The sequence below is a fragment of the Mesorhizobium sp. M4B.F.Ca.ET.058.02.1.1 genome (genome assembly GCF_003952505.1).
Taxonomy (GTDB): domain Bacteria; phylum Pseudomonadota; class Alphaproteobacteria; order Rhizobiales; family Rhizobiaceae; genus Mesorhizobium.
Genome location: NZ_CP034450.1, coordinates 488,764 through 514,973, shown reverse-complemented (window position 1 = coordinate 514,973; position 26,210 = coordinate 488,764). Strand labels below are relative to the sequence as shown.

Here is a 26,210-nt window from a genome sequence, read left to right as displayed (position 1 = left end):
CTCGGATCGCCAGCAAATCACAAGGAACGGGCTCTAAACAAGCTCCACTTCGACCACGCCGGGCACGGCGCGCATCGCCGACGCGATCTGCGGCGAAATCCGGTAGCGGTTGGGCAGCTCGATCTCAACCTCGCCCTGGCCGGCATCCTTGATCAGCACGAAGCTCACCTGTCCCTCGCCCTTCACGGCGAGCTGGTTGGCGAGAATGTTGATCGGCGCCGCGTCGCGCAGGAAGATGCGCAACGCCTTCTGGATGCGGCTTGCCTCATCTTCCAGCGACTGCACCGTCTGGATTCGCAGATTGATGCCCTCCGGCCTGTCTTCGGCCGAAACAGTGATCACCACCGAGCGGCCGGGCTCCAGCATATCGCGAAATTGCGCCAGGCCTTCGGAGAACAGCACCGCCTCGTACTGTCCGGTCGTGTCGGAGAACTGCACGACGCCCATCTTGTTGCCGGTGCGGGTCTTGCGCTCCTGCTTGGTGGTGACGGTGCCGGCGAGGCGACCGGCGGCAGCACCGCGCTTGACCGCGGCCGAGAACTCCGCCCAGTTCTGCACCCGCATCTTCTGCAGCGCCGCCTTGTACTCGTCCAGCGGGTGCGCCGAGAGATAGAAGCCGACCACCTGGAATTCGCGATGCAGCCGGTCGGCCGCCAGCCAGGGTTCGGTCGCCGGCAAATTGAGCGCCTGCGACTGGGCGCCGAGCGAGGCGCCGAATATGTCGGCCTGGCCGGAGACGGCATTCTGCTGCGCCAGCGAGGCCAGCCCCATCATCCGCTCGACGCCGGCCATCATGGCAGCGCGGTCATGGCCGAAGCAGTCCAGCGCGCCGGCCATGATCAGGCTTTCGAAGACGCGCTTGCCGACGATCTTCGGATCGACCCTTTCGCAGAAGTCGGCCAGGCTCTTGAACGGCTTTTCGCCGCGCATGGCGACGATATGCTCGACCGCCGCGTCGCCGACGCCTTTGAGCGCGGCCAGCGAATAGAAAATCTTGTTCTGGCCGACCTCGAAGGGGCGGAAGCTCGACATCACCGACGGCGCCACCACCTCGATGCCGAGGCGCAGCGCATCCTGGCGGAAATCGGCCAGTTTGTCGGTGTTGCCCATGTCGAGCGTCATCGATGCCGCGAGGAATTCCACCGGATAGTGCGCCTTGAGGTAGGCAGTCTGGTAGGAGACGACCGCGTAGGCCGCCGCGTGCGACTTGTTGAAGCCGTAGTCGGCGAACTTCGCCAAAAGATCGAAGATGAAGTCGGCCTGCGGCTTGCCGACGCCGCGCTCGACCGCGCCCGTGACGAAGCGCTCGCGCTGCTTGTCCATCTCGGCGCGGATCTTCTTGCCCATGGCGCGGCGCAGAAGGTCGGCCTCGCCGAGCGAATAGCCGGAAAGCTCCTGCGCGATCTGCATCACCTGTTCCTGGTAGACGATGACGCCCTGCGTCTCCTTCACCAGATGGTCGATCTTGGGATGGATCGAGGCCATCTCCTCCTCGCCATGCTTTCTGGCGTTGTAGGTCGGGATGTTCTCCATCGGGCCGGGGCGGTAGAGCGCCACCAGCGCGATGATGTCCTCGATGCAGTCCGGCCGCATGCCGATCAGCGCCTTGCGCATGCCGGCGCTTTCCACCTGGAACACACCGACCACCTCGCCGCGCGACAGCATGGCGTAGGTATCGGGATCGTCGAGCGGGATCGTCGCCAGATCGATGTCGATGCCGCGACGGCGGATCAGCTTCACCGCTGTCTCCAGCACGGTCAGCGTCTTCAGGCCGAGGAAGTCGAACTTCACCAGCCCGGCCTGCTCGACATATTTCATGTTGAACTGGGTGACCGGCATGTCCGAGCGCGGATCGCGGTACATCGGCACCAGTTCCGACAAAGGCCTGTCGCCGATGACGATGCCGGCGGCATGCGTCGAGGCGTGACGATAGAGGCCTTCGAGCTTCTGCGCGGTATCGAGCAGCGTCTGGACGATCGGCTCCTTCTCCGCCTCTTCGGCGAAGCGCGGCTCGTTGGCGATGGCGTCCGCCAGCTTGACCGGATTGGCCGGATTCTGCGGCACCATCTTGGACAGCTTGTCGACCTGGCCGTAGGGCATTTGCAGCACGCGGCCGACGTCGCGCAGCACGGCGCGCGCCTGCAGCGTACCGAAGGTGATGATCTGCCCGACCTGGTCGCGGCCGTATTTCTGCTGGACGTAGCGGATCACCTCCTCGCGCCGGTCCTGGCAGAAGTCGATGTCGAAGTCAGGCATCGAGACGCGATCGGGATTGAGGAAGCGCTCGAACAGCAGCGAGAAGCGCAGCGGGTCGATGTCGGTGATGGTCGTCGAATAGGCGACCAGCGAACCGGCGCCCGAACCGCGTCCCGGCCCGACCGGAATGCCTTGCGACTTCGCCCATTTGATGAAGTCGGCAACGATCAGGAAATAGCCGGGGAATTTCATCTTCTCGATGATGCCGAGCTCGAAATCGAGCCGCTCGCGATATTGCTCGACCGTATAGCCCGGCGTCGGTCCGTGCGCGGCCAGTCGCGCCTCCAGCCCCTCGCGCGCCTGGCGGGCGAGCTCGGCCGCCTCCGCCTTCTCCGCCACATCCTTATCGGCGATATCGCCGCCGGTGAAGCGCGGCAGGATCGGGCTGCGGTTCTTCGGATAGTAGGAACAGCGCAGCGCGATCTCGACCGTGTTGTCGATCGCTTCCGGCAGGTCAGAGAACAGCTTCGCCATCTCCGCCTGGCTGCGCAGGAAATTGTCCGGCGAGAGCCGTCGGCGATTGTCGGCGGCGACCACCGAACCCTCGGCGATGGCGACCAGCGCGTCATGCGCCTCATAGTCGTCGCGCCTGGAGAAGAACGCCTCGTTGGTGGCGACCAGCGGCAGATCGTGGCTGTAGGCAAGGTCGACCGTCGATTTCTCGATCATGCGGTCGTAGCCCTGGACCCGCTCCAGCTCGACGTAGAGCCGGTCGCCGAACATCGCCTTCAGCGTCAGCAGCCGCTGCTCGGCGAGGTCGCGACGGTCCTCCTTCAGGGCGCGGCCGATCGGGCCGCGCGGACCGCCGGTCAGGCAGATCAAGCCGTCGGATTGTCCCTCGAGCATCGCGCTGGTCAGGTGCACCGGCTCGCCGGGCGGCGTTTCCAGGTAGACCCGACTGATCAGCCTGACCAGATTGGCGTAGCCGGCCTCGGTGGCGGCGATCAGCACGATCGGGTGCATCTCCGGCCCCTGGCGGCGGCGGTCGCGCTGCGCATCGCCCGCTTCGCCGGAAAAGGCGAGATCGATCTGGCAGCCGATGATCGGCTGGATGCCGTCCTTCACCGCCTTCTGCGCGAACTCCAGCGCCCCGAACAGATTGTTGGTGTCGGTGACGGCGATCGCCGGGCACTCGTCCTTGACCGCATGGCCGACGATGGCGCCGAGTTGCAGGGCACCTTCGAGCAGCGAATAGGCCGAGTGCACGCGCAGATGGATGAACGGCCGCGCCGGCGTTTCCGGACGCGCGTCCTTTACCGCTGCTTCGCGCAGCAACGGGTCGCGTGGAAGTCGTTCATCCGCCATGGGGCTCGCGTCGCTCGAAGGGACTCAACAATCGGTGCAGATGTATTGTCCGGGAGCGCGGGATGCGAGTCCAGGGATCTCCTGTGCACAGGTCAGGCGAATTCCATGATCACCGCGTCGACGGCTAGACTGTCGCCGGGCTTGGCGTTGAGCTTGGACACGGTGAGGTCGCGTTCGGCGCGCAGCACGTTCTCCATCTTCATCGCCTCGACCACGGCCAGCGTCTCGCCGGCCTTGACCTCCTGGCCCTCGGCGACTGCGATCGACACGACCAGGCCCGGCATCGGGCAAAGCAGCATCTTCGACGTGTCCGGCGGCAGCTTTTCCGGCATCAGCCTTTCGAGTTCGGCGATACGCGGCAGCATGGCCTGGGCCGTCACCGACATGCCTTTCCAGGCGATGCGCAAGCCGTTCAGCGCCGGCCGGACCTGTGCCGCGACCGCGTTGCCGCCGACCGTGCCGCGCCAGATGAGATCGCCCGGCCGCCAGTCGGACGCTACCGTCAGCGGTTTGCCGCCATCGATCGACAGATCGACTTCCATCGGGATCGAGACCATGCCTTCGAGGATGGCGGCCGAAAGGTAGTCGGCGCCGATCTTGACCACCCAGTCCCGCTTGAGGATGCCCGAATGCGGCGCCAGCCGTCCGCTCAGCCGGTCGAGCCGGTCGCGGCGCAGCAGCTCCATCGCCGTGGCGACCGCCGCCAGCACCGCCTTTTCTTCGTCGTTCGGCGTGATCGGCGCGAATCCGTGCGGATATTCCTCGGCGATGAAGCCGGTCGACAGCCGCCCCTCGCGCCAGCGCGGATGCTGCATCAGCGCCGCCAGGAACGGAATGTTGTGCTCGATGCCGTCGACGACGAAACTGTCGAGCGCCTCCGACATGGCGTCGATCGCCTCGCGCCGCGTCGGCGCCCAGGTGCAAAGCTTGGCCACCATCGGATCGTAGAACATCGAGATCTCGGAGCCCTCGGTGACCCCGGTATCGTTGCGGATGACGATATCGCCGAACGTCCCCTCCTCCGGCGGCCGGTAGCGTGTCAGCCGGCCGATGGAGGGCAGGAAATTGCGGTACGGGTCTTCGGCATAGAGGCGGCTTTCCACCGCCCAGCCGTCGAGCTTCACATCGCCCTGTTTGATCGCGAGCTTCTCGCCGCCGGCGACACGGATCATCTGCTCGACCAGGTCGATGCCGGTGACGAGTTCGGTCACCGGGTGCTCGACCTGCAATCGCGTGTTCATTTCAAGGAAATAGAAGTTTTTCTCGCTGTCGACGATGAATTCCACCGTGCCGGCGCTCTGGTAGTCGACGGCCCTGGCCAGGGCCACTGCCTGCTCGCCCATCGCCTTGCGGGTTTTGGCGTCGAGGAACGGCGACGGCGCCTCCTCGACCACCTTCTGGTTGCGGCGCTGGATCGAGCATTCGCGTTCGCCGAGATAGAGCGCGTTGCCATGCGCGTCGGCCAGCACCTGGATTTCGATATGGCGCGGATCGACGACGAACTTCTCGATGAAGACGCGGTCGTCGCCGAACGAGCTTTTCGCTTCCGAGCGCGCCCTGTCGAAGCCGTCGCGCACCTCGGCCTTGTTCCAGGCGATGCGCATGCCCTTGCCGCCGCCGCCGGCCGAGGCCTTGATCATCACCGGATAGCCGATCTCGCCGGCGATCTTCTCGGCATGGTCGGCATCCTCGATGACACCCAGCCAGCCCGGCACGGTCGAGACCTTGGCCTTGCTGGCGAATTTCTTCGATTCGATCTTGTCGCCCATCGCCCTGATCGCCTTGGGCTTCGGGCCGATGAAGACGATGCCTTCCTTCTCCAGCGCCTCGCAGAAGGCGGCGCGTTCGGAAAGAAAGCCATAGCCGGGATGCACGGCCTCCGCTCCCGTCTGCTTGCAGGCGGCAAGGATCTTGTCGGCGAGCAGATAGCTTTGCGCCGCGGGCGAAGGCCCGATATGCACGGCTTCGTCAGCCATCTCGACATGCACGGCGTCGCGATCGGCGTCCGAATAGACCGCGATGGTGGCAATCCCCATCTTGCGCGCCGTCTTGATCACACGGCAGGCGATCTCGCCGCGATTGGCGATCAGGATCTTCTTGAACATTCGGGCGTCGTTCCTCCGGCGAGAAACCAGTTCTATGGACAATCCCGCCATGGCTCAAGTGGCCGGGCGACGCCCATCCGCCCTGCCCGGATTGCGAATAGCGCGCCGAAAAACGTCGCAAGGAAGTTGGCCGCCGCCGCCGAACTCTGTAGAGTGGCGCGTGGCTCATTGCGGAGGGCTGGCGGGCATTTCGCTTCGCCGGGCAGGCTCAACAAGCCGGCCACATCAGAGATTGTCGATTGCCTTGGGAGGAACTGCCTCATGAAAACGCGCGCCGCTGTTGCTGTCGCCGCCGGAAAGCCGCTGGAGATCATGGAGGTCGACCTCGAAGGGCCGCGCGATGGCGAGGTTCTGGTCGAGATCAAGGCGACCGGCATCTGTCACACCGACGAATTCACGCTGTCGGGCGCCGATCCGGAAGGCCTGTTCCCGGCCATCCTCGGCCATGAGGGCGCCGGCGTCGTCGTTGACGTCGGCAAGGGTGTGACCTCGGTCAAGAAGGGCGACCATGTCATCCCGCTCTATACGCCGGAATGCCGGCAGTGCCCGTCCTGCCTGTCGCGCAAGACCAACCTCTGCACCGCCATCCGCGCCACGCAGGGCCAAGGCCTGATGCCGGACGGCTCGTCGCGCTTCTCGATGGGCAAGGACAAGCTGTTCCACTACATGGGCTGCTCGACCTTCTCCAACTTCACCGTGCTGCCGGAGATCGCGGTCGCCAAGGTCAATCCCGACGCCCCCTTCGACAAGATCTGCTACATCGGCTGCGGCGTCACCACCGGCATCGGCGCCGTCATCAACACGGCCAAGGTCGAGCAGGGTGCTACCGCCGTCGTCTTCGGCCTCGGCGGCATCGGCCTCAATGTCATCCAGGGCCTGAAGCTCGCAGGCGCCGACATGATCATCGGTGTCGACGTCAACAACGACAAGAAGCCTTGGGGCGAGAAGTTCGGCATGACGCATTTCGTCAATCCGAAGGAGATCGACGGCGACATCGTGCCTTACCTGGTCAACATGACCAAGCGCGGCGCCGACCAGATCGGCGGCGCCGACTACACTTTCGACTGCACCGGCAACACCAAGGTGATGCGCCAGGCGCTGGAAGCCTCGCATCGCGGCTGGGGCAAGTCGGTGATCATCGGCGTTGCTGGCGCCGGCCAGGAGATTTCGACGCGGCCGTTCCAGCTGGTCACCGGCCGCACCTGGATGGGCACCGCCTTCGGCGGCGCGCGCGGCCGCACCGACGTGCCGAAGATCGTCGACTGGTACATGGAGGGCAAGATCCAGATCGACCCGATGATCACCCATACGCTGAAGCTTCAGGACATCAACAAGGGTTTTGACCTGATGCACGAGGGCAAGTCGATCCGGAGTGTCGTGGTTTACTGAGGAAGCCGCACGCCGCCGGCCAGCCGGCCGGCGACCTCTGTGGTGAAACATGGGAGGAATGGAATGGCGGAAAAACTGCATCCGAAAATCGACAATGGCCTGCCTAAGGAGAGCGCGAGCTTTGCCGGCGGCACGCTGGTCTGCGCCTGCACCAGCAAGCCGGTGAAGGTGAAGGTCAAGGGCCAGATCGCCCACAACCATGCTTGCGGCTGCACCAAATGCTGGAAGCCTGAGGGCGCTTTATTCTCCGTCGTGGCCGTGGCAGGCACCGGCGACGTCACCGTCGTGGAGAATGGCGACAAGCTGAAGGTGGTCGACCCAAGCGCGCTGATCCAGCGCCATGCCTGCACCGGCTGCGGCGTCCACATGCATGGACCGGTCGAGCGCGACCATCCGTTCAAGGGCCTGAGCTTCATTCATCCCGAGCGTTTCGAGGAAGACGGCTGGTCGCCGCCGGGCTTCACCGCCTTCGTGTCCTCGATCATCGAATCCGGTGTCGATCCAAGCCGTATGGATGGCATCCGGGCACAGTTGAAGTCGATCGGGCTTGAGCCCTATGACTGCCTCAACCCCGGCCTGATGGACTACATCGCTACCTGGACCGCGAAGAAGTCCGGCGCCCTGCCGGCCTGACAAGTTCGAGAATTTCTGCCATGGGGCCGGTCAAAGCCGGCCCCATGTTCGTTTTGGAGGGACGATGCCCGCACCCGTCATCTATGTCGACGCCGACGCCTGCCCGGTCAAGGCCGAGGTCGAGAAGGTCGCGGCGCGCCACGGCATTGTGGTCACCTATGTCTCCAATGGCGGCCTGCGCCCCTCGCGCGATCCGATGATCCGCAACGTCGTGGTGTCCAAGGGCGCCGACGCGGCGGATGACTGGATCGTGGAGAATGCCGTGTCCAACGACATCGTGGTGACGGCCGATATCCCGCTTGCCGCGCGCACCGTGGCGCTCGGCGCGCATGTGCTGGGACCGACCGGTCGTCCCTTCACGCCCGAAACCATCGGCATGGCGGTGGCGATGCGCGACCTGAAGCAGCATCTGCGCGAGACTGGCGAAAGCAAGGGCTACAATGCCGCCTTCGCGCCGCAGGATCGCTCGCGCTTTCTTGGCGAGCTCGACCGCATCTTGCGGTGGGCGTTGAAATCCGTCACACCGGACTGATCCGAACGCCTTTAGAGGCCGGGCCATGGGTGCCGACACATCCGTCAAAACGCCAATGCATCCGCACATGCAGTTCGCGTTGTCAGCGGCCATTGGCATCGTCGCTTTGCTGCTAGCGTTGCTCCTGCGCGTGCCGCTTGCCTACTCGATCGGCGCCAATGTCTTCTTTGCCGCCTATATCGTTCTGGTCCTCGCCTTGATGCCGAGGCTTACCGGCAACTATCTCAGCAAGAACGCGCGCGCTACCGACCTCCCTGTACTGGGTATCTTTGCAGTTACGCTCTTCATCGTCGGTGTCGCCACCGTTTCACTGTTCCATCTGATCAACCAGAAGGAGGCCGCGCATCCATTCGAGCTCAGCTTCGCCATACTGTCGATACCGCTCGGCTGGTTCACCATCCACGCCATGGCGGCGCTCCACTACGCGCATGTCTACTGGATGAACGGCGACGAGATCGACACCAGCAGCAAGCGGAAGATGCCTGTCGGCGGTCTCGACTTCCCCGGCGACAAGCGGCCCGAGGGCTGGGATTTCCTCTATTTTGCCACCGTCATCGGCATGACCGCGCAGACCGCCGACACTGCCGTCACGACTTCGCACATGCGCCAGGTGGTACTGATCCATTCTATCCTGTCGTTCTTCTTCAACACGGTGATCGTCGCGGCGGCGGTCAACCTGGCGGTCAGCCTCGGCGCACCGTAATAAATCCGTGATCGGATGAAACATCGCTTGGGCCGGCGACGTATTGGAAGGAGAACGAAGATCTGAACTGCGGGAGAACGAAAGCCGATGGAAACCGTTGCCAGGAGCGACCCCGCCGCCGATGCGCCAGCCGCATCGAACGACATGACGCTGATTTACCGCCAGTCGCGCTGGACGCGGCTGACCCACTGGCTCTGGGCGATCGCGTTGTTCTTCATGCTGCTTTCCGGCCTGCAGATCTTCAATGCCCGCCCCCAGCTCTACATCGGCAAGGAATCGGGCTTCGGCTACAACAACACCGTCTTCGCCATCGGCGCCGAGAACACCGATCAGGGTCCGCGCGGCTACACCGACGTCTTCGGCAGGCGTTTCGACACGACGGGCGTGCTCGGCTGGTCGGGACCGCCCGGTCAGGAGACATCCCGCGCCTTCCCCTCCTGGGCCACGATCCCCTCCTACTATGATCTCGGCACGGCCCGCGTCGTGCATTTCTTCTTCGCCTGGGTGCTCTCCGCCACCCTGCTCGTCTGGCTGGTCGCCGGCCTGATCAATGGCCATGTCCGCCGCGATCTCGCTCCGCGCCTCGACGATCTCCGGCGCCTGCCGCGGGATATCGTCGACCACGCGAAGCTGAAGTTCCATCACACGCGCGAATACAACACGCTGCAGAAGATGGCCTATGGCGGCGTGCTGTTCGTGCTCTTGCCGCTGATGATCATCACCGGCCTTGCCATGTCGCCCAGCATGAACGCGGTGCTGCCGTTCCTCAACGACCTGCTCGGTGGAAGGCAGACGGCGCGCACCATCCATTTCACCGTCATGGTGCTGCTCGTCGGCTTCTTCATCATCCACATGCTGATGATCCTTGCCGCCGGCCCGGTCAACGAATTGCGTTCGATCATCACCGGCTGGTACCGCACCGACCCGCCGGCGCATGATGACAACTCGCCCGAGAGGAGCGCCTGAGATGGCGAAGTTTCAGATCAACCGCAGGAAATTCCTGACTTCCGCCAGTCTCGGCCTGTCGGGCATCGCGCTGTCCGGCTGCGATGCTTTCGACAGCGGTCTCGGTGTCGGCGGTGGCCTGCGCAGCTTCCTCGAAAACGCCAATGGCCTGACATACCGGGCCCAGCGCCTGCTGGCCGGCCGTGACGCGCTCGCCCAGGAATTCACTGAGGCCGACATCCGCCAGCCGCAGCGGCCGAACGGCGTCACCGCGCCGGACGACGACACCTACAAGGGGCTGCTTGCCAACAACTTCGCCGACTGGCGCCTTGAAGTCTCCGGCCTCGTTGAGAAGCCGCTGGCGCTGACCCGCGAGCAGCTTCAGAACATGCCGAGCCGCACCCAGATCACCCGCCACGACTGTGTCGAGGGCTGGAGCTGCATCGCCAAATGGACGGGCACGCCGCTGTCTCTGGTTCTCGACCAGGCGGTCGTGAAACCCCAGGCCAGCTATGTCATGTTCCACTGCCTCGACACGATCGACCGGTCTCTCTCCGGCGACATCAAATATTACGGCACCATCGACCTGATCGACGCCCGCCACCCGCAGACGATCCTCGCCTACGGCCTCAACGGCAAGCCGCTGCCGGTCGAGAACGGCGCGCCGCTGCGCGTGCGCGTCGAGCGCCAGCTCGGCTACAAGATGCCGAAATACATCTACAAAATAGAGCTGATCGACAGTTTCGCCGCGATCGGCGGCGGCCGCGGCGGCTATTGGGAGGACAACGGCTACGACTGGTATGGCGGCATTTGAAGACCGTACAGGGTCGAGCCGAGAATAGTGGTCTCCGAGAAGCTGGAGCGGAACGTACTCAAAGTACGTGAGCACCGGCCTACGCCGGCCGTAGCCTTGGCTGTGCGGCGTCTCACGATCGCTTCGGTCGGCGAAGGCCGGAAGCGCGGGAAACCGCCATTTGCCCCGGCATCACCTGAATATCAATGGGCCCTAAGCAACCTTGTCGAGCAGCGGCTTGAGCGCCGGGTGGATTTCCGGCGACGCATGCTTGATCAGCGTCAGCAGCGCGCGCTCGTTCTCGCTGAGCGGCCGGTTCGGGCCGATTCGCTCAGCCAGCCACCTCGCCTCGCCGGCATCGACCGTCTCGGCGCGGCGGGCCATTGCTTCGGCTGCCCGGTTCCTGGCTTCCCAATCGGCCTCGATGTCGTCAGGCGAGCGGTAGGCTCCCATGATGCCGGCGAGGCCGCCCGATACCATGCGGCCGAAAAAGCCACCGATTCCGGGCTCGGCATCATCGAGGAAATTCTCCTGGCGCAGCGCCACCTCGCGCGTCGGCGCCTCGTATCCGGCCGAACACATGACGAAATTGGCGATCGCCTTGACGAACAGCTCGTTCCAGGACGGGTCGTTGCTGGCCGCCGCGGTGCTCTCATTGATCCTGAACAGCACGTCCGCCTCGGCGCGGGTGATCGCGATGTTGCCGTCGCCGCCATAGGCGTAGAGAATGCGGCGCAACAGATCGACCTCGGCCTTGGCCACCAGTCCCGGAACCAGTTGGCCGCCCAGCATCAAAGGTCCCTTGCCGTCGACCACCGCATGCGTGACCTGCTCCAGCGCATAGGCGGAAAGCCGGCTGGGCGACGATTTGGCCTTCTCCAGCACATGCACCAGGAGCTCGAGCTCTGTCAGGCTGTCGACCATGCCGTCGCGCGAGATCGTCCGGATCAGCCAGTTGGCATTGTCCTCGGAGATGTAACCCGTCGGCTTTTCCTGGTGGACGATGTAATCGGTGACCGCCTCGACGAAGAACGCCGGCCATTCCTGGCATTTGTCGCGCGTCGTCTGGTCGAGCGCGAACAGCGCCTCGGCCTCGCCACGGCTCACCATGCCGTCGCCGAACACTTCGCGGCGCAGCATCACCACGTCCTCGGCCGTGATGCGGTTCTTGGAGGTCAGCCCCGCCACCGGAGCGCTCATGATCAGTTCGCCCATTGTCGTCCCCGTCCGCCGCCGGCTGTAGCCGGGCCCAAAAAGGTCGTTTCGGAGCAACATATCGGCAGTGTCTTGAAAAACCGGCAAACCGCGTGGTTAGCGAAGACTTGTCAGCAAGATGTCGCTGGCAGGTGACAAGGTGTCGTTCACAAGCTATGGATGACGAGTCGAGGGCTCACACTTGAGTCCTACCTGTTTGCGGGAGAGAGCAGCGAGCGCTGCCGCCGAAGGGGAAATCGCCCGAAATCTCTCAGGCAAAAGAACCGTAGACGGGAAAGACACTCTGGAAAGTCGGGGCTCACGCCCCGCGCCGAAGGTGTAAGCGCTGCCGACAGAGTTACGGGGCGCGAGTCTCTCAGGCTTCAGACAGAGGGGCACGGACTGGTCGCCATCAGCGGCCGATTGCGTGCGACTCTGGAGATGACATGACGGGCGACGAAACCAAACACCTACCCCTCGAAGATCTGCATAGGGCTGCTGGCGCGCGCTTTGGCGCGTTCGCCGGCTGGTCGATGCCGCTCACCTATCCGGCCGGCGTGATGAAGGAGCACCTTCACACCCGCGAGCATGCCGGGCTGTTCGACATTTCGCACATGAAGCTGTTCCTGGTCAGCGGCCCGGGCGCGATTGCGCTGCTCGACCGCGCCTGCCCGCTCGATGCCGGCGCGCTCGATATTTCCCAGTCGAAATACACCTTCTTCCTCAACGAGGCCGCCGGCATCATCGACGACCTCATCATCACCAGGCTTGGCGACGACCGCTTCATGGTCGTCGCCAACGCCGGCAACGCAGCCGTCGACGAGAAGCACCTGCGGGCGCTGGCCGGGGATTTCGAGGCAAAGGTGGATGCGCTCGACCGCGTCTTCCTCGCCGTCCAGGGTCCCGAGGCCTGGGCCGCCCTTGCCCGCGCCGGCATCGAGACCGGTGCGCTGCTGTTCATGCACGGCATCGAGCCGCGCGAAGACTGGTTCATGAGCCGCTCCGGCTATACCGGCGAGGACGGTTTCGAGATCGGCTTGCCGGAAGCGGATGCGCGGGACCTAGTCGCGACATTGCTCAACGACGAGCGCGTGCAGTGGATCGGCCTCGCCGCCCGCGACAGCCTGCGGCTGGAGGCCGGGCTCTGCCTGCATGGCCAGGACATCACCGAGGAATTCGATCCGGCCAGCGCCGGATTGATGTGGGCCGTCCCCAAGGATATCCGTGCCGCCGGCCACTTCATCGGCGCCGACGCTCTGCGCGCCATACTGGAGCGTGGGTCGGCGCAGAAACGTGTCGGACTGAAGCCGGACGGCCGCCAGCCGGTGCGCGCGGGCGCCGCGCTTTTCGACGCCGCCGGCAATGCGGCTGGCCATGTCACCTCCGGCGGCTTCGGCCCGTCGGCCGGTCATCCGGTCGCCATGGGCTACGTCAACACGGCACTCGCCAGGCCCGGAAGCAAACTTTTCGCCGATGTGCGCGGGACGAAAATCCCGATCGATATCAACCCCTTGCCTTTCACACCTCATCGCTACCGCAAAGGATAATTCCCGATGGCAAAGACCTATTTCACCGAAGACCACGAATGGCTCCGTGTCGAAGGCGGCGTCGCCACCGTTGGCATCACTGACTACGCGCAGGAGCAGCTCGGCGATCTCGTCTTCGTCGAACTGCCGGAAGTCGGCCGCAAGCTGGCCAAGGGCGACACCGCCGTCGTGGTCGAATCCGTCAAGGCCGCGTCGGATGTCTACGCACCGGCCGACGGCGAGATCACCGAGGCCAACACCTCGCTGTCGTCGGATCCGTCGCTGGTCAATTCGGCCGCCACGGGCGACGGCTGGCTGTGGAAGATGAAGCTCGCCAATGAAGGCCAGCTCGACGGGCTTCTGGATGAAGCTGCCTACAAGGCCCATATCGGTTGAGAGCAGGACAGTTACGATGACCGCAGCACCCTACCCCTTCTCGGCCCGCCACATCGGCCCCGGCCTCAATGATGTCCGAGCCATGCTGGCCGTAATCGGCGTCCCGTCCGTCGAGACGCTGATCAGCCAGGCCGTGCCGAGATCGATCCGCCTCGACCAGCCGCTGACGCTGCCCGCGCCGGCCAGCGAGGCCGAAGCACTGGCCGAATTGTCGGCGACGATGGCCAAGAACACGGTGCTGAAGAGCTTTATCGGCGCCGGCTACCACGGCGTCCACGTGCCGCCGGTCATTCAGCGCAACCTGTTCGAGAACCCGGCCTGGTACACGGCCTACACGCCCTACCAGGCCGAGATCAGCCAGGGCCGGCTGGAAATGTTGTTCAACTTCCAGACGCTGGTCACCGAACTGACCGGCCTGCCGGTGGCGTCGGCTTCGCTCCTCGACGAAGCCACCGCCGTTGCCGAGGCCGTCGGCATTGCCCTTCGCCATCACCGCGACAAACGCACCAAGGTGGCGATTGCCGGCACGCCGCATCCGCAGACGCTGGACGTCGTGCGCACCCGCGCCGAGCCGCTCGGCACAGAGGTCGACGGCGAGACGATCGACGACAACACCGCCGCGCTGCTCGTCTCCTGGCCGGACACCTTCGGCGTCTATGGCGACCACAAGGCGGCGATCGAGAAAGCCCGCGCCATCGGCGCGCTGGTCATCTTCATCGCCGATCCGCTCGGCCTGACGCTGACCGATGCTCCGGCCAAACTGGGCGCCGACATCGCCGTCGGTCCGATGCAGCGCTTCGGCGTGCCGATGGGCTTCGGCGGCCCGCACGCCGCCTATTGCGCCGTCTCCGACAAATTGACCCGGCTGATGCCCGGCCGCCTGGTCGGCCAGTCCACCGACAGCAAGGGGCGTCCCGGCTACCGGCTGGCGCTGCAGACGCGCGAGCAGCATATCCGCCGCGACAAGGCCACCTCCAACATCTGCACCGCGCAGGCGCTGCTCGCCAACATGGCGACCGCCTATGCGATCTGGCACGGCCCCGCCGGCCTGCAGGCGATCGCCGAGCGCATCCACGGGCTCGCCGGGCGCCTGGCCGCCGGCCTCACGGCATCGGGCGTTGCCGTGCTCGGCGCCAGCCGTTTCGACACGGTAATGGTCGAAGTGCGGGGCAAGGCCAAGGCGATCGCCGCCGCCGCCGAGAAGACCGGCCGGCTCGTGCGCGTCATCGACGCCGACCATATCGGCGTCGCCTTCGACGAAACCTCGACCGAGTCCGACCTCGAGGCGATCGCCGGCCTCTTCAGCGCCAAGGCCCCCGCGGCGGCCGACCAAACCGTGCCTGGAAAACCGCGCGGCAAGGAATTCCTGACCCAGCCGGTCTTCCACGAGAACCATTCCGAGACGGACATGATGCGCTTCCTGCGCCGGCTGGCCGACAAGGACCTGGCGCTCGACCGCGCCATGATCCCGCTGGGATCCTGCACCATGAAGCTCAACGCCGCCGCCGAGATGATGCCGGTGAGCTGGCCGAGCGTCGCCAACCTGCATCCCTTCGCGCCGGCCAGCCATTCAGCCGGCTATCGCGCCATGGTCGGCGAGCTGGAAGGCTGGCTGTCGGAAATCACCGGCTTCGATGCGGTCAGCCTGCAGCCCAATGCCGGCAGCCAGGGCGAATATGCCGGCCTGCTCGCCATCCGCGCCTACCACCGCTCGCGCGGCGAGGGTCATCGCACCGTCTGCCTGATCCCGTCCTCCGCGCATGGCACCAATCCCGCGAGCGCAGCGATGGCGGGAATGAGTGTCGTCGTCGTGCGCTGTTCCGAGGACGGCAATATCGACATGGACGACATGAGGGCCAAGGCCAACGAGCATTCCAAGAATCTCGCGGCGCTGATGTTCACCTACCCCTCGACGCATGGCGTCTACGAGGAAGGCGCGCGCCACCTCTGCGCGCTCATCCATGAGCATGGCGGCCAGGTCTATTTCGACGGCGCCAACCTCAACGCCCTGGTCGGCCTCGCCCGACCAGGCGACATCGGCGCCGACGTCTGCCACATGAACCTGCACAAGACCTTCTGCATTCCGCATGGCGGCGGCGGTCCGGGTGTCGGCCCGATCGGCGTCAAGGCGCATCTGAAGCCCTATCTGCCGGGCCATGTCACGGAAGGGTCGGCGCATGCCGTGTCGGCAGCGCCGTTCGGCAGCGCATCCATCCTGCCGATCACCTGGATGTACATCCGCATGATGGGCGCCTCTGGCCTCAAGCAGGCCACGGAGACGGCCATCATCTCGGCCAACTATGTGGCGACACGGCTCGCGCCGCATTTCCCGCTCCTCTACAAGGGCAGGCACGATCGCATCGCGCATGAATGCATCCTCGACACGCGCGTGCTCAAGGAGAGCGCCGGCATCAGCGTCGACGATATTGCCAAGCGGCTGATCGACTATGGCTTCCATGCGCCGACCATGTCGTTCCCGGTCGCCGGCACGCTGATGGTCGAGCCGACCGAGTCCGAGCCCAAGCGCGAGCTCGACCGTTTCTGCGAGGCGATGATTGCCATCGCCGGCGAGGCGGCCAAGGTGGCGAAGGGCGAGTGGCCGCTCAACGATAACCCGCTTGTCAACGCGCCGCACACCGCGGCGGAAGCGCTGGCCGGCAGCTGGACGCATCCCTATTCGCGTCTGGAAGCGGCCTATCCCGCAGGCGATGCCGACACGTCGGCCAAATATTGGCCGCCGGTGTCGCGCATCGACAATGTCGCCGGCGATCGCAACCTCGTCTGCTCCTGCCCGCCGCTGTCGGAATATCTGGGCGCTGCCGAGTAGCGCTCGGTAGCGATCAAGCGGAACGCAAGGCCGGCCCGTCGGCCTTGCTCACCTTGTCCAGGACAAGAACGCAGTTCCGTCCGGCATGCTTGGCCGCGTAGAGTGCCTTGTCCGCCTCGGCCAGCACATCGTCGAGGCTGCTGCCTTCGGCCTTGCCGAAGCCGATGCCGCCGCTGACAGTGCTGCGCAGCGGGCCGCGCGGGGTTGGCACCACCTCGGCGCCGAAGGCGACGCCGATCTTGCTGGCAAGATCGAAGGCCTTGTCTTCGGTCATGCGCGACATGACCAGCGCGAATTCCTCGCCGCCAAGGCGGAAGGCGTCGACGCCGCTCCTGCCGTACTTCCTGATGATCGCGGCGAAGCGGCACAGAACCTTGTCGCCGACCGGATGGCCGAACAGGTCGTTCGTCCTCTTGAAATGGTCGAGGTCGAACATCACCACCGCCATGAACGGTCCGAAGGCGCGCTCGCCATAGAGCGAGTTCAGCGCCCGCCGGTTCATCAGCCCCGTCAGTGGATCGGTCAGGGTCTCGGCCTTCAATTCGATCTGCGCCTGCAAGTGGTGCAGCGAAAGCGTCAGCGCGCCGAGACCGGTCATGCAGGCGACCGCAACGACGGAATTCAGCCGTTCGGCCCAATTGTTGGGTGCCAAGCCAAGCACCCACTGTCCACGGATCGCCAGCACCAACCCACACAGTGCGAAGGACACCGCACAGGTGCCGCTGAGGAATGAGACGACCAGCAGGATCCGGCGATCATGACCGCCGCCCTTGATCCAAAACATCACACCGATCACGACGAGCAACGCCGTGACAGTCGCATAGGTGAGGATGAAGCCGATACCGTCAAAACCGAAATAGGTGACGGCGGCGCAAACGGTCATTGCTAGCAGGGTCGGCACAATCACGCGCTTGTAGCCGGGCACGCTGAGATACTGCATGGACGACAGGCAGATCACCAAAAAACCCAGGTTGAGCAGCGCAAGGGTAGCCTGGCACAGCAAAGGGCCGGGCTCCTTTGTGTACTGCCAGAACAGCACGACATGCGCGACAAGCACGAGCATGCCGCACGCCACCGTCAGCACGAAGTGCGCCCGCGGCGCGGTGAACCAGATCGCAAACAGCGTGATGCTGAGGCACGAGCCCGACAGCGCCGCCGCGAGCAGGAGCGAACTAAAATCCAACATTCTTGAGCGCAGCCTCTTGGGAGACGTCGGTTGCATCCCCATTCTAGGTTAACGACGGCCCGCCGACACCGTTTTCAGCTAACCTTTCGACGCAACCTTCGGACAAGGTTTACAAAGCGTCCACTACTATGAAGGGCACGCGCGAAGACTAGAGACGTTCTGGTTTATATTGAAACAGTTCTGTCGACGATCGCGACGCGACCCGTGCGAAAGAGGCCGCATGCCCGATGTTGTGCATCGCGCATGCGGCTGACAAAGCGGCGTCCGCCAGCAGGAAGCCGCATCCGTCGAATTGTCTTTTGCAAATCGACAAACAGGAAATAGTGCCGGTTGAAATTGTCTCGTCTCGCAGCGACTAAGTCGATTCGGGCGGAACGATTCAGTCTAGGCGCGAAAGCCCTCTAGCTCTTGTTCAGCAGCGCGAGGTTGGCGTCGACCACGGTCGGATCGGCCATGTGGGCCTTGGCCTCGAGCAGCAAAACCCTTGCCTTCGTCCTGTTGCCGCGCAGCAGTTGCGAATATCCCATGTTGTTGACGATCTGCGGCTTGCGGCCGGCGACCTTCAAGAGCTGGTCATAGGCGCGGTCGGCGAAGTCGAAACGGCCGAGCTCGTCATAGGAAGCGGCCAGCCCCATCCAGGCTTCGGCATTGTCGGCCTTGAGCTCGACGGCCTTGCGGAAATGCTTTTCGGCAAGGCCGTAATTCGCCTCGCGGAACTGCGCCTTGCCCTCCGCCAGGTCGGAAGCGCTGACATCCTTGGACGCTGGCTGGATCGCGGTGGTCTTGGTCGTGTCGACGCTGTTACTGCTGGTCGTGCAACCGGTGATCATCAAGACGGCTGCCAATGCGGCCATTGCCGCGGGATGTCTGTGACGCATGCCCCTGCCCCATCGCCCGATTTGCCGGGTCGTTCTTCAGGGAGCACTGTACACAGCAGCGATTAAGCTTCGGTGCTGAAATGCCCCTAAATTTCGGTTGCGCGCAAAGGATGCGTTAACCAGCGTTGCCGTGGGTTCAGTGCGCGGTCGTCATCTTTACGATGATCGGGATGATGGCGATCATCAGCACCACCGGCAGGATGCATACCGTCACCGGCACCGACATCTTGGCTGGCAGGGCATGCGCCTTCTCCTCGGCCAGCGACATGCGCTTGTGCCGCATCTCGTCGGAAAAGACGCGCAACGCCCCCGACAGGCTGGTGCCCAGTTCCTTGGACTGCTGCAGCAGCGTCGCGAAGGAGCGCACCTCATCGAGGCTGAGACGATCGGCGAGCGCCTTGAGCGCATCGTCGAGGCTGCGCCCGGCCCTGAGCTCCAGCGATACCAGCTGCAGGTTCATGCTGAGCGAAGGATAGGTCTTGGCGAGCTCCTTGGAGACGCGCTCGATGCCGGCCTCCATGCTCATGCCGGCGTCGGAGCAGACGATCATCAGGTCCATGAAGTCGGGAAAGCCGTTGCGGTATTCGCGCATCTTCTCCCGCACCTTCTGGGTCAGCACCAGACCGGGCAGGAAATAGCCGGCAGCGCCCGAAAGGATGACGAAGGTCCAGCGGCTGGTCATGGTCGAATCCGCGCTCGCCATCCAGTGGTTGAGCAGCAGGGCGCCAAGAGCCAGGCCGACGAAGGCGGCAAAGCGGATCAGGAAGAAGGTGCCGACAGCACGCGGTTCCATGTAGCCGGCCTGGATGAGCTTCATGCGCAGCCGCGCGACATTCTCGGGGTCGCTCTTGGCGTAGAATTCCTGCGCCCGCTTCACCGCCTTCTCGCGCACCGCGTTGGAATTCTTCCGCGGCGCAGGCTCAGTCTGCTCGACGGCCTTGCTGCTCTCCTCCACCTTCAGCCGGCGCTTGACCTCGTTGCGGTCGCCCTTGGCAACGACCAGCGGCCAGGCCACCGCGCTGCCACCCAGCATCAGCAGCAGCACCGCAACCGGCAACAGCGAGGTCGGCGCGAGCGAAGCGAGGAATTCGATCACAGCCTGCATGTCAGAACCTGAAGTTCGACATCTTGAACATGATGGCATTGCCCAGCATCAGCCAGGTGACCGAGCCGCCAAGCAAGTACCAGGTCTTCGGCTCGCCCCAGACGCTTTTGTAGAATTGCGGCATCATCACCATGATGGCCGCGAACAGAAGTGCCGGCACGGCCGTCAGGATATAGGCCGACATGCGGCCCTCGGTCGAAATCGCGCGCACCTTGCGACGCAGCTTGCCGCGTTCGCGGATCGTCGACGACAGCCCGTCGAGGATCTCGCGCAGATTGCCGCCCGAACTGTTCTGGATCGACACGGCGGTGACGAACAACGGCAGGTCTTCATGGCCGACCCGGTCGAACAGCGAATTCAGCGCCGAAACCAGGTCCGAGCCGTAGGTCACCTCATCCGCGATGACGCCGAACTCAGTGCCGATCGGGTCCGGCATCTCGCGCGCCACCATGGAGATGGCGACCGGCACCGGATGGCCGGCCTTCAGGCCGCGCGTGATCAGTTCCAGCGCCTCCGGCAACTGCATGCCGAACCGTTTCAGCCGGCGGCCGCGCTGGAAGCGCAGCGACATGACGGGCAGCACCGGCAAGAGGACGACAAACAATAGAAGGCCGAGCAGCAACGGCAGCCCGTACCAGATGGCGACCAGCGCCGCCACCAGCGCCGCGCCCGAAGTGATCGCCAGGAATTTGGACAGAGGCATCGTCATGCCGGACTGGGTGCGCAAGGCGCGGAACCGGTCGAGCGAGAACACCGAGCTGCCGGCCTCCAGGCCGCGTTCCTTGCGCAGCTGGATCAGCACCTGTTCCTGGCTGATCTTGTTCTCCTGCAGCTTCATGCGCCGGTTGATTGCGGTGCGTTTGTCGCTGCGGCCGGCATAAAGCAGGTAGCACGCCTCTGCGATCATGATGCCGGTGAGCGCTGCCGCGGCATAGACGACGTAGATCGCGCTGAAGCCTCCGAACACCGGTTACTCCTGTGGACGGCCGGGTTCGAAATACTTGCCCGGGAATTCGATGCCCATGGCGCGCAGGTCCTCGAGGAAACGCGGGCGGATTCCGGTCGCCTCGTAGTGACCGAGGATCTTGCCGTCCGCCTCCATGCCGGTGCGCACGAAGCGGAATATCTCCTGCATCTGGATGACGTCGCCTTCCATGCCGGTCACCTCGGCGACGCTGGTCACCTTGCGCTTGCCGTCGGACAGGCGGGTCAGTTGCACGATGATGTCGATGGCGCTGGCGATCTGGCTGCGGATCGACTGCACCGTCATCGGCATGCCGGTCATGCCGAGCATCTGCTCCAGGCGCGAGATGGCGTCGCGCGGCGTGTTGGCGTGGATGGTCGCCATCGAGCCTTCATGGCCGGTGTTCATCGCCTGCAGCATGTCGAAGGCTTCCTCGCCGCGGCACTCGCCGAGGATGACGCGGTCGGGGCGCATGCGCAGCGCGTTCTTGACCAGGTCGCGCTGCTTCAGTTCGCCGTGGCCCTCGATATTGGCGGGCCGTGTCTCCATGCGCGCGACATGCGGCTGCTGCAATTGCAGCTCGGCGGCGTCCTCGATGGTGATCAGTCGCTCGTCCTCGGGAATGAAGGCCGACAGCGCGTTCAGCATCGTCGTCTTGCCGGTGCCGGTGCCGCCAGAGATGATGGTGGTCTTGCGGGCATGCACGGCCGCCGCCAGCACCTCGGCCATGTTCTGGGTGATGGCGCCGAATTCGACCAGCTTGTGCAGGCCGAGCTTGTTCTTGGAGAATTTGCGGATCGACACCAGCGGCCCGTCGACGCCAACCGGCCGGATGGCGGCGTTGAAACGCGAGCCGTCCAGCATGCGCGCGTCGACCATCGGCGCCGACTCATCGACGCGACGGCCGACCGCGGCGACGATTTTGTTTATGATTCGAAGCAGATGCGCCTCGTCCTTGAACGGGATATGCACCTGCTGCAGCTTGCCGCGCCTTTCGACGAAGCAATTCTGGTGGCCGTTGATCAGGATGTCGTTGATCTCGGGGTCTTTGAGCAGCGGCTCCAGTGGGCCGAGACCGACCATCTCGTCGACGATGTCGTCGACCAGCGCGTCGAGCTCGGCGGTGTTGATCGCCATTCGCTCATGGCGGGTCTTTTCCGAGACGAATTCATGCACCTGCCGGCGCATCTCGTCCTTCGGCAGCCGTTCCAGCGCCACGAGGTTGATTTCCTCGAGCAGCATGCGGTGGATACGCACCCGCGCGTCGAGCACCTTGTTGGCGCTCTTGGCGGGGGCTGCCTCGACCTTCGGCGCGACAAGCTTGCGCGTCGTCGGGATGACCACGGTGTGCTGCGTCACCGGCGCCGCCTCGGCTGGGCGCTGCGGACGCAGGTCGCGGTTCTGGAGCGTTGAAAAGCGGCTGGTCATCCGGCCTTCCTCTTCAGCAGGCCCTTGCCGAGGCCGAACAGCGACTTCGACTTGGCCGTCGTCGTCACCGCTTCCTCGGGCAGGATGATCTTCTTCAGGTCATTGACGACATTGGCGTTCGGGTCGATGTCGTGCAGCGGCACGCCACGGTCTACGGCCTCGCGCACCAGCCGGTAATTGTTCGAGATGCCACCGACGAAATGCTCGCCGAGGATGTCCTGGACATCGGCCTGCTTGATGCCGTTGTCGAACATCTTCTGCTCGAAGCGGTTGACGATCACGTTCGGCTTCACCTCCCTGCCGGCGGTCTCGTAGATCGCCTGGATGAGGCGTTGCGTGTGGCGCAGGCACGGCACCGTCATCTCGGCCACGATATAGAGCTTGTTGGAGCCGAGCAGCACCGTCTCGGTCCATGGGAACCAGGTGCGCGGCATGTCGATGACGACATTGTCGAAATAGGCCGAGACGAGGTCGAGCATGCGCACCACGACGTCGGTCTTGAAGGAGCGCATCTCCGACGGGCGCGTCGGCGCCGCCAGCACGCAGAGCCCGCTCGCATGCTTGGACAGCATCACGTCCAGCAGCTGCCGGTCGAGACGCTCCGGCTGGTTCTCGATCTCGGTAATGTCGAAGCGCGGCTCGAGATCGAGATATTCGGCGCAGGCGCCCTGCTGGAAATTGAGGTCGACGACGCAGGTCGAGGCGCCGCGCGTCACCGAATGATGCAGTTGGAAGGCGGTCTGCAGCGCCAGCGTCGTGGTGCCGACGCCGCCGGCGGCGGGCATGAAGGTATAGATCTGCGACTCGGTGTTTTCCTCCCGCCCGGGCCCCTGCAGCGCCCGCACGACGGAACGCACCAGGTCGGCGGTGGTGATCGGCTTGACCAGAAAGTCGGCGACCTTGAGCTGGACCAGGATGCGCACCGCCGCTGCGTTGAATTCCTGCGTGACCACGACCACCGGGACCCGGCCTTCCAGCCGGCGCATGATGCGCTGCAGCGATTCGATCTCTTCCAGCTTCGCCGCGTCCATGTCGACGATGAGCGCGCCGAAATCCGTCTCCTGGACTTCGCCGCGCAACTCGTTGACGCTCTTGTCGACCGTCAAAAGCTCGATGACGTCCGAAGCGGCGAAGGCCGTGCGGGTGTCCTGCAGGAACGTCCTGTCGGTGGATACGAGCAGTATCTTCTTGCTCTTGATGCCGCTTGCCATGTCGTCAGCCCGTCTGGTCAGTGCCAAATCAGTTGGTTGTCGCGCTCGTCGTCTCAGCCGTCTTTGCACCCGCCGCCTCGCCGGCCGCGGCGGCCGTCGACGTGCTGGTGCGCTGCGCCGGCACCAGCAGCCTGGTGTTCTGGACGCCGTATTTCCACGGATCGACCATCTGCATGACCGTATTGGCCGCCTGCGCGTTGCCGGCGGCGGGCGTCACGCCCTCGGTGCGCACATAGTCGTCGCTGGTGCAGCCGCAGAGACCGGAGAGCAGCAGGGCAACCATCAAGCCTGGAACCGGACGCATGACTTCAATCCTTCGGCAGGTCGAGGAAATGCCCTGCCGTCGGCGCGGCGGGCTGCGTGACGCGGCCGTCGGCCATCGCCAGGGCGCGGTTCGGGTCGGAAGCCTTCACTTCCTCGGTATTGTTGAGGAAGTAGTCCGAATTGCTGGCCGGCTGCGTGCCGTCGGTCGGCTCGACCATCTTCTTCGACGGATCGACAGGCTTGACCAGATAGGGCGTGACGATGATCACCAGGTCGGTCTCGCGCCGCTGATAGGCCTTGGACGAGAACAGCGAGCCCAGCACCGGCAGCTTGCCGAGACCCGGAAGGCGCGAGGTGGTGATGTCGTTCTGCGACTGCAGCAGGCCGGCGATCATGAAGCTCTGGCCGTTCTTCAAGTCGACCGAGGTCTTGGCCCGGCGCACGATGAAGCCGGGCACCGAGATCTCGCCGATATTGTAGGAGGCGGACGCATCGATCGACGACACTTCCGGCGCGATGTCGAGGCTGACCAGCCCGTCCTTCAGCACGGTCGGGGTGAAATCCAGGCTGACGCCGTATTTCTTGTAGCTGACGCTGATCTTGCCGTTTTCCTCGGAGACCGGGATCGGGAACTCGCCGCCGGCGAGGAAGCTCGCCGTCTGGCCCGAACGGGCGATCAGGTTCGGCTCGGCCAGCCGCCGGGCAAGGCCGCGCTCCTCCAGCGCCTTGATGGCGATGTCGATCGAAACGCCGTTCGACAACAGCCGGCCGATGACCTCGCCAGTTCCGGCCGCCGGAATATCGCCCGGTTCGATCGCCACGTTGCGGCCGCCAAGGCCATAGGCGAAATTGGCGCTGTACTTGGCGCCGAGATCCATCCCGGCCTGGCGATTGATCTCGACGAAGCGGACGTTGAGCTGGACCTGCTGCGAGGACGAGATGTTGACGGAGTTGATGACTTCCTCGTTGCCGGAAAAACGGGTGGCGATCTTGTTCGCCTTTTCGGCCGCGACCGCATCGTCCGCTTCGCCCGACAGCACCACGCGGCCATTGGCCGAGCCGACGTTGATCTTGGCATCCGGCACGCTGGCGCGAATGGTGTTCGCCAGTTGCTCGGTGTCGAGCGTCACCTCGATGTCGATCGTGCCGACCAGTTGCTTGTTCTCATTGAACAGCGCGATGCCGGTGGTGCCGAGATTGTTGCCCAGCACATAGAAGGACTTGTCGGTCAGCGGATTGACGTTGGCGATCTCCGGATCGCCGATGACGATCTGGTAGAAGGCCGCGCTCGTCATGATCGTCCGCGGCTTTCCCTTGGCCACCTTGATCGATGCGTTCTTGGTCGCCGAGACATAGACGATGTCATTGCCGGCCCGCGCCTGCCCGCTGAGGACAAGCATGCCGACCCCGGCCAGTGAAACCGCCACGGCAAACACGCCCGCGAGGCGCCGCCCCCGCTTCACGCTATGTATGTTCAGCCCAAACATTGTCCTGTCCCCGCCGGTCCCCACCGGCTATTGCTGCTGCTGGTCCGGCGATGGCACCTTGTATTCCTCGGCCTTCGTGCCGCGCGTCACGATGATTGTCTTGAACTGCGGCTTCTCCGGCTCCTTCGCCACCGCCTCGAACAGCGCGCCGGCAGCCGCCCCCGCGTTTGCCGCCACCGAGCCGCCGAAGGATGAGATCGTGGTGAGGCCGTCCTTGCCGGCGCTGCTGTCGCTGGCGGAGCGGAGCGACAGTGACAGCGTGCCGACGGTGCGGGCCAGCGCCACCTGCTTCGCGCCCTCGGTCGTCACCTCGAGGGTTACCGAATTGGCAACCTGCGGCTCGGTCTGGCGCTCGTCGGCGCCCTGGCCGACGGACAGGACCTTGGCATCGGCCACCACGATTTCAGAGGTGATCGTCGAGCCGGATGCGCCCTGCGCGTTCTTGGCGACTTCCTGGATATCGCCGGCATCACGCGTCAGCACGACATCGACGCGGTCGCCCGGCGTGACGAAGCCGCCAACGCCGGCGATCTCATCGGTGCGGATGGTCACCGCCCGCATTCCGGGCGACAGCATGTTGGAAAGTGTCGCGCGGCCGTTCGGCCCCGACAGCTTGGTGAGCAGCACCGGTTCGTTGATCTCGATCGGTGACAGCACCACGCGACTGCCTTGCTTCAGCAGTTCGTCGACCGAGGTGAACGCGCCCTGCGGCAGAGAATCCTGCGGCCACGGGATTTCATTGAGCTGCGCCTTGTCGAGCTGCATGCCGTAGCGCAGCGGCGCATTGGCCACGACAATGGTCTTGAACTCGACCTTCGGTTCGGCAGGCATCGCGATCGAAGCCGTTTTCTCTTCGGAATCGGCTTTCGCCTGGCTCTTGACCCAGAAATCCGCGGCAAAGATCGAGATCGCGCCGAAGACGGCGGCGATGCCGATCATTGTTATGGCCTTGCCCCTCACGCGAAACCCCTGACGCCCGTGGTCTTTTATTCGTTGGGGCTCACGCTAGGGGTTATTGTTAAAGAATCAGGTATCCGAACCCGTTGGATTCGACCTATTTCCGCCAGCTTGGTTATCGAAAGG

The 26,210-nt window shown here is 64.5% G+C and carries 21 protein-coding genes and 1 riboswitch; of the genes, 9 read left to right on the top strand and 12 right to left on the bottom strand.

The features are described 5' to 3' along the window. Window positions 1–33 precede the first annotated feature (33 nt). Together dnaE and EJ073_RS02460 are read right to left on the bottom strand one after the other, a co-directional pair. Complete coding sequence (gene dnaE, locus EJ073_RS02465; protein ID WP_126054288.1) at window positions 34–3,561, bottom strand: DNA polymerase III subunit alpha; 3,528 nt, start codon at window positions 3,559–3,561, stop codon at window positions 34–36. Between the two features lie 92 nt (window positions 3,562–3,653). Further along, on the bottom strand, window positions 3,654–5,666 hold the full coding sequence (locus EJ073_RS02460; protein ID WP_126054287.1) for an acetyl/propionyl/methylcrotonyl-CoA carboxylase subunit alpha: 2,013 nt from the start codon (window positions 5,664–5,666) through the stop codon (window positions 3,654–3,656). A gap of 261 nt (window positions 5,667–5,927) precedes the next feature. Between EJ073_RS02460 and EJ073_RS02455 the strand changes: the two genes are divergently transcribed. The 6 genes from EJ073_RS02455 (at window position 5,928) to EJ073_RS02430 (ending at window position 10,682) form a co-directional block, all read left to right on the top strand. Then, complete coding sequence (locus tag EJ073_RS02455; protein ID WP_126054286.1) at window positions 5,928–7,055, top strand: S-(hydroxymethyl)glutathione dehydrogenase/class III alcohol dehydrogenase; 1,128 nt, start codon at window positions 5,928–5,930, stop codon at window positions 7,053–7,055. 63 nt (window positions 7,056–7,118) lie between these two features. Then, on the top strand, window positions 7,119–7,688 hold the full coding sequence (gene gfa / locus EJ073_RS02450; RefSeq protein WP_126054285.1) for an S-(hydroxymethyl)glutathione synthase: 570 nt from the start codon (window positions 7,119–7,121) through the stop codon (window positions 7,686–7,688). 64 nt (window positions 7,689–7,752) lie between these two features. Next, window positions 7,753–8,220, top strand: coding sequence for a YaiI/YqxD family protein (locus EJ073_RS02445; protein WP_126054284.1), 468 nt, complete (start codon window positions 7,753–7,755; stop codon window positions 8,218–8,220). 25 nt (window positions 8,221–8,245) lie between these two features. Next, window positions 8,246–8,923 (top strand): DUF1345 domain-containing protein, encoded by a 678-nt coding sequence (locus EJ073_RS02440; RefSeq protein WP_126054283.1) that lies wholly within the window; start codon window positions 8,246–8,248, stop codon window positions 8,921–8,923. Window positions 8,924–9,067: 144 nt separating this feature from the next. After that, entirely contained in the window at window positions 9,068–9,889 is an 822-nt protein-coding gene (locus EJ073_RS02435) for a cytochrome b/b6 domain-containing protein (RefSeq protein WP_245455665.1), read from the top strand. Between the two features lies 1 nt (window position 9,890). Then, window positions 9,891–10,682 (top strand): molybdopterin-binding protein, encoded by a 792-nt coding sequence (locus tag EJ073_RS02430; protein ID WP_126054281.1) that lies wholly within the window; start codon window positions 9,891–9,893, stop codon window positions 10,680–10,682. A 192-nt stretch (window positions 10,683–10,874) separates the two neighbouring features. On the opposite strand, the gene EJ073_RS02425 is transcribed toward EJ073_RS02430, so the two are convergent. Then, window positions 10,875–11,876 carry a hypothetical protein gene (locus tag EJ073_RS02425; RefSeq protein WP_126054280.1) on the bottom strand — a complete coding sequence of 334 codons (1,002 nt, stop codon included), beginning with the start codon at window positions 11,874–11,876 and terminating at the stop codon, window positions 10,875–10,877. A gap of 189 nt (window positions 11,877–12,065) precedes the next feature. Then, window positions 12,066–12,152: riboswitch (glycine riboswitch) on the top strand. 149 nt (window positions 12,153–12,301) lie between these two features. On the opposite strand from EJ073_RS02425, the gene gcvT reads away from it, so the two are divergent. Genes gcvT through gcvP form a run of 3 tightly spaced genes read left to right on the top strand, consistent with a single transcriptional unit; the run spans window position 12,302 to window position 16,604 of the window. Further along, the gene (gene gcvT, locus EJ073_RS02420) at window positions 12,302–13,402 is read left to right on the top strand and encodes a glycine cleavage system aminomethyltransferase GcvT (RefSeq protein ID WP_126054279.1); all 1,101 of its coding nucleotides are present in this window, start codon (window positions 12,302–12,304) and stop codon (window positions 13,400–13,402) included. Between the two features lie 6 nt (window positions 13,403–13,408). After that, window positions 13,409–13,777 carry a glycine cleavage system protein GcvH gene (gene gcvH / locus EJ073_RS02415; protein WP_126054278.1) on the top strand — a complete coding sequence of 123 codons (369 nt, stop codon included), beginning with the start codon at window positions 13,409–13,411 and terminating at the stop codon, window positions 13,775–13,777. A gap of 16 nt (window positions 13,778–13,793) precedes the next feature. Further along, window positions 13,794–16,604, top strand: coding sequence for an aminomethyl-transferring glycine dehydrogenase (gene gcvP / locus EJ073_RS02410; RefSeq protein ID WP_126054277.1), 2,811 nt, complete (start codon window positions 13,794–13,796; stop codon window positions 16,602–16,604). Between the two features lie 13 nt (window positions 16,605–16,617). Here gcvP and EJ073_RS02405 read toward each other — a convergent pair whose 3' ends face one another. From EJ073_RS02405 to cpaB, 9 genes are all read right to left on the bottom strand, one after another. Then, window positions 16,618–17,790, bottom strand: coding sequence for a diguanylate cyclase (locus EJ073_RS02405; protein ID WP_126054276.1), 1,173 nt, complete (start codon window positions 17,788–17,790; stop codon window positions 16,618–16,620). Between the two features lie 401 nt (window positions 17,791–18,191). Then, window positions 18,192–18,668 (bottom strand): tetratricopeptide repeat protein, encoded by a 477-nt coding sequence (locus tag EJ073_RS02400; RefSeq protein ID WP_126054275.1) that lies wholly within the window; start codon window positions 18,666–18,668, stop codon window positions 18,192–18,194. Window positions 18,669–18,804: 136 nt separating this feature from the next. Continuing rightward, window positions 18,805–19,773, bottom strand: a complete 969-nt coding sequence (locus tag EJ073_RS02395; RefSeq protein ID WP_126054274.1) for a type II secretion system F family protein — start codon at window positions 19,771–19,773, stop codon at window positions 18,805–18,807. 1 nt (window position 19,774) lies between these two features. Next, window positions 19,775–20,740, bottom strand: a complete 966-nt coding sequence (locus EJ073_RS02390) for a type II secretion system F family protein (RefSeq protein ID WP_126054273.1) — start codon at window positions 20,738–20,740, stop codon at window positions 19,775–19,777. A 3-nt stretch (window positions 20,741–20,743) separates the two neighbouring features. Continuing rightward, window positions 20,744–22,165, bottom strand: a complete 1,422-nt coding sequence (locus tag EJ073_RS02385; protein ID WP_126054272.1) for a CpaF family protein — start codon at window positions 22,163–22,165, stop codon at window positions 20,744–20,746. Further along, window positions 22,162–23,376: a response regulator gene (locus EJ073_RS02380; RefSeq protein WP_126054271.1), complete on the bottom strand. Its 1,215-nt coding sequence runs from the start codon at window positions 23,374–23,376 to the stop codon at window positions 22,162–22,164. The genes EJ073_RS02385 and EJ073_RS02380 overlap by 4 nt, the downstream gene beginning before the upstream one ends. Window positions 23,377–23,404: 28 nt before the next feature. After that, window positions 23,405–23,680 (bottom strand): hypothetical protein, encoded by a 276-nt coding sequence (locus EJ073_RS02375; protein WP_126054270.1) that lies wholly within the window; start codon window positions 23,678–23,680, stop codon window positions 23,405–23,407. A gap of 4 nt (window positions 23,681–23,684) precedes the next feature. Then, complete coding sequence (locus tag EJ073_RS02370) at window positions 23,685–25,040, bottom strand: type II and III secretion system protein family protein (RefSeq protein ID WP_245455664.1); 1,356 nt, start codon at window positions 25,038–25,040, stop codon at window positions 23,685–23,687. A 114-nt stretch (window positions 25,041–25,154) separates the two neighbouring features. Beyond that, entirely contained in the window at window positions 25,155–26,066 is a 912-nt protein-coding gene (cpaB, locus tag EJ073_RS02365; RefSeq protein WP_126054268.1) for a Flp pilus assembly protein CpaB, read from the bottom strand. Window positions 26,067–26,210: the final 144 nt, after the last annotated feature.

Bases quoted from the DNA above. Each gene is read 5' to 3' on its own strand.
- EJ073_RS02370 (WP_245455664.1), bottom strand. From the start codon at position 25,040: ATGCTTGTCCTCAGCGGGCAGGCGCGGGCCGGCAATGACATCGTCTAT.
- EJ073_RS02400 (WP_126054275.1), bottom strand. From the start codon at position 18,668: ATGCGTCACAGACATCCCGCGGCAATGGCCGCATTGGCAGCCGTCTTG.
- EJ073_RS02460 (WP_126054287.1), bottom strand. From the start codon at position 5,666: ATGTTCAAGAAGATCCTGATCGCCAATCGCGGCGAGATCGCCTGCCGT.
- EJ073_RS02380 (WP_126054271.1), bottom strand. From the start codon at position 23,376: ATGGCAAGCGGCATCAAGAGCAAGAAGATACTGCTCGTATCCACCGAC.
- EJ073_RS02455 (WP_126054286.1), top strand. From the start codon at position 5,928: ATGAAAACGCGCGCCGCTGTTGCTGTCGCCGCCGGAAAGCCGCTGGAG.
- gcvH (WP_126054278.1), top strand. From the start codon at position 13,409: ATGGCAAAGACCTATTTCACCGAAGACCACGAATGGCTCCGTGTCGAA.
- EJ073_RS02445 (WP_126054284.1), top strand. From the start codon at position 7,753: ATGCCCGCACCCGTCATCTATGTCGACGCCGACGCCTGCCCGGTCAAG.
- EJ073_RS02375 (WP_126054270.1), bottom strand. From the start codon at position 23,680: ATGCGTCCGGTTCCAGGCTTGATGGTTGCCCTGCTGCTCTCCGGTCTC.
- gcvP (WP_126054277.1), top strand. From the start codon at position 13,794: ATGACCGCAGCACCCTACCCCTTCTCGGCCCGCCACATCGGCCCCGGC.
- EJ073_RS02440 (WP_126054283.1), top strand. From the start codon at position 8,246: ATGGGTGCCGACACATCCGTCAAAACGCCAATGCATCCGCACATGCAG.
- EJ073_RS02395 (WP_126054274.1), bottom strand. From the start codon at position 19,773: ATGCAGGCTGTGATCGAATTCCTCGCTTCGCTCGCGCCGACCTCGCTG.
- EJ073_RS02405 (WP_126054276.1), bottom strand. From the start codon at position 17,790: ATGTTGGATTTTAGTTCGCTCCTGCTCGCGGCGGCGCTGTCGGGCTCG.
- gcvT (WP_126054279.1), top strand. From the start codon at position 12,302: ATGACGGGCGACGAAACCAAACACCTACCCCTCGAAGATCTGCATAGG.
- EJ073_RS02425 (WP_126054280.1), bottom strand. From the start codon at position 11,876: ATGGGCGAACTGATCATGAGCGCTCCGGTGGCGGGGCTGACCTCCAAG.
- cpaB (WP_126054268.1), bottom strand. From the start codon at position 26,066: ATGATCGGCATCGCCGCCGTCTTCGGCGCGATCTCGATCTTTGCCGCG.
- EJ073_RS02435 (WP_245455665.1), top strand. From the start codon at position 9,068: ATGACGCTGATTTACCGCCAGTCGCGCTGGACGCGGCTGACCCACTGG.
- EJ073_RS02385 (WP_126054272.1), bottom strand. From the start codon at position 22,165: ATGACCAGCCGCTTTTCAACGCTCCAGAACCGCGACCTGCGTCCGCAG.
- EJ073_RS02430 (WP_126054281.1), top strand. From the start codon at position 9,891: ATGGCGAAGTTTCAGATCAACCGCAGGAAATTCCTGACTTCCGCCAGT.
- gfa (WP_126054285.1), top strand. From the start codon at position 7,119: ATGGCGGAAAAACTGCATCCGAAAATCGACAATGGCCTGCCTAAGGAG.
- dnaE (WP_126054288.1), bottom strand. From the start codon at position 3,561: ATGGCGGATGAACGACTTCCACGCGACCCGTTGCTGCGCGAAGCAGCG.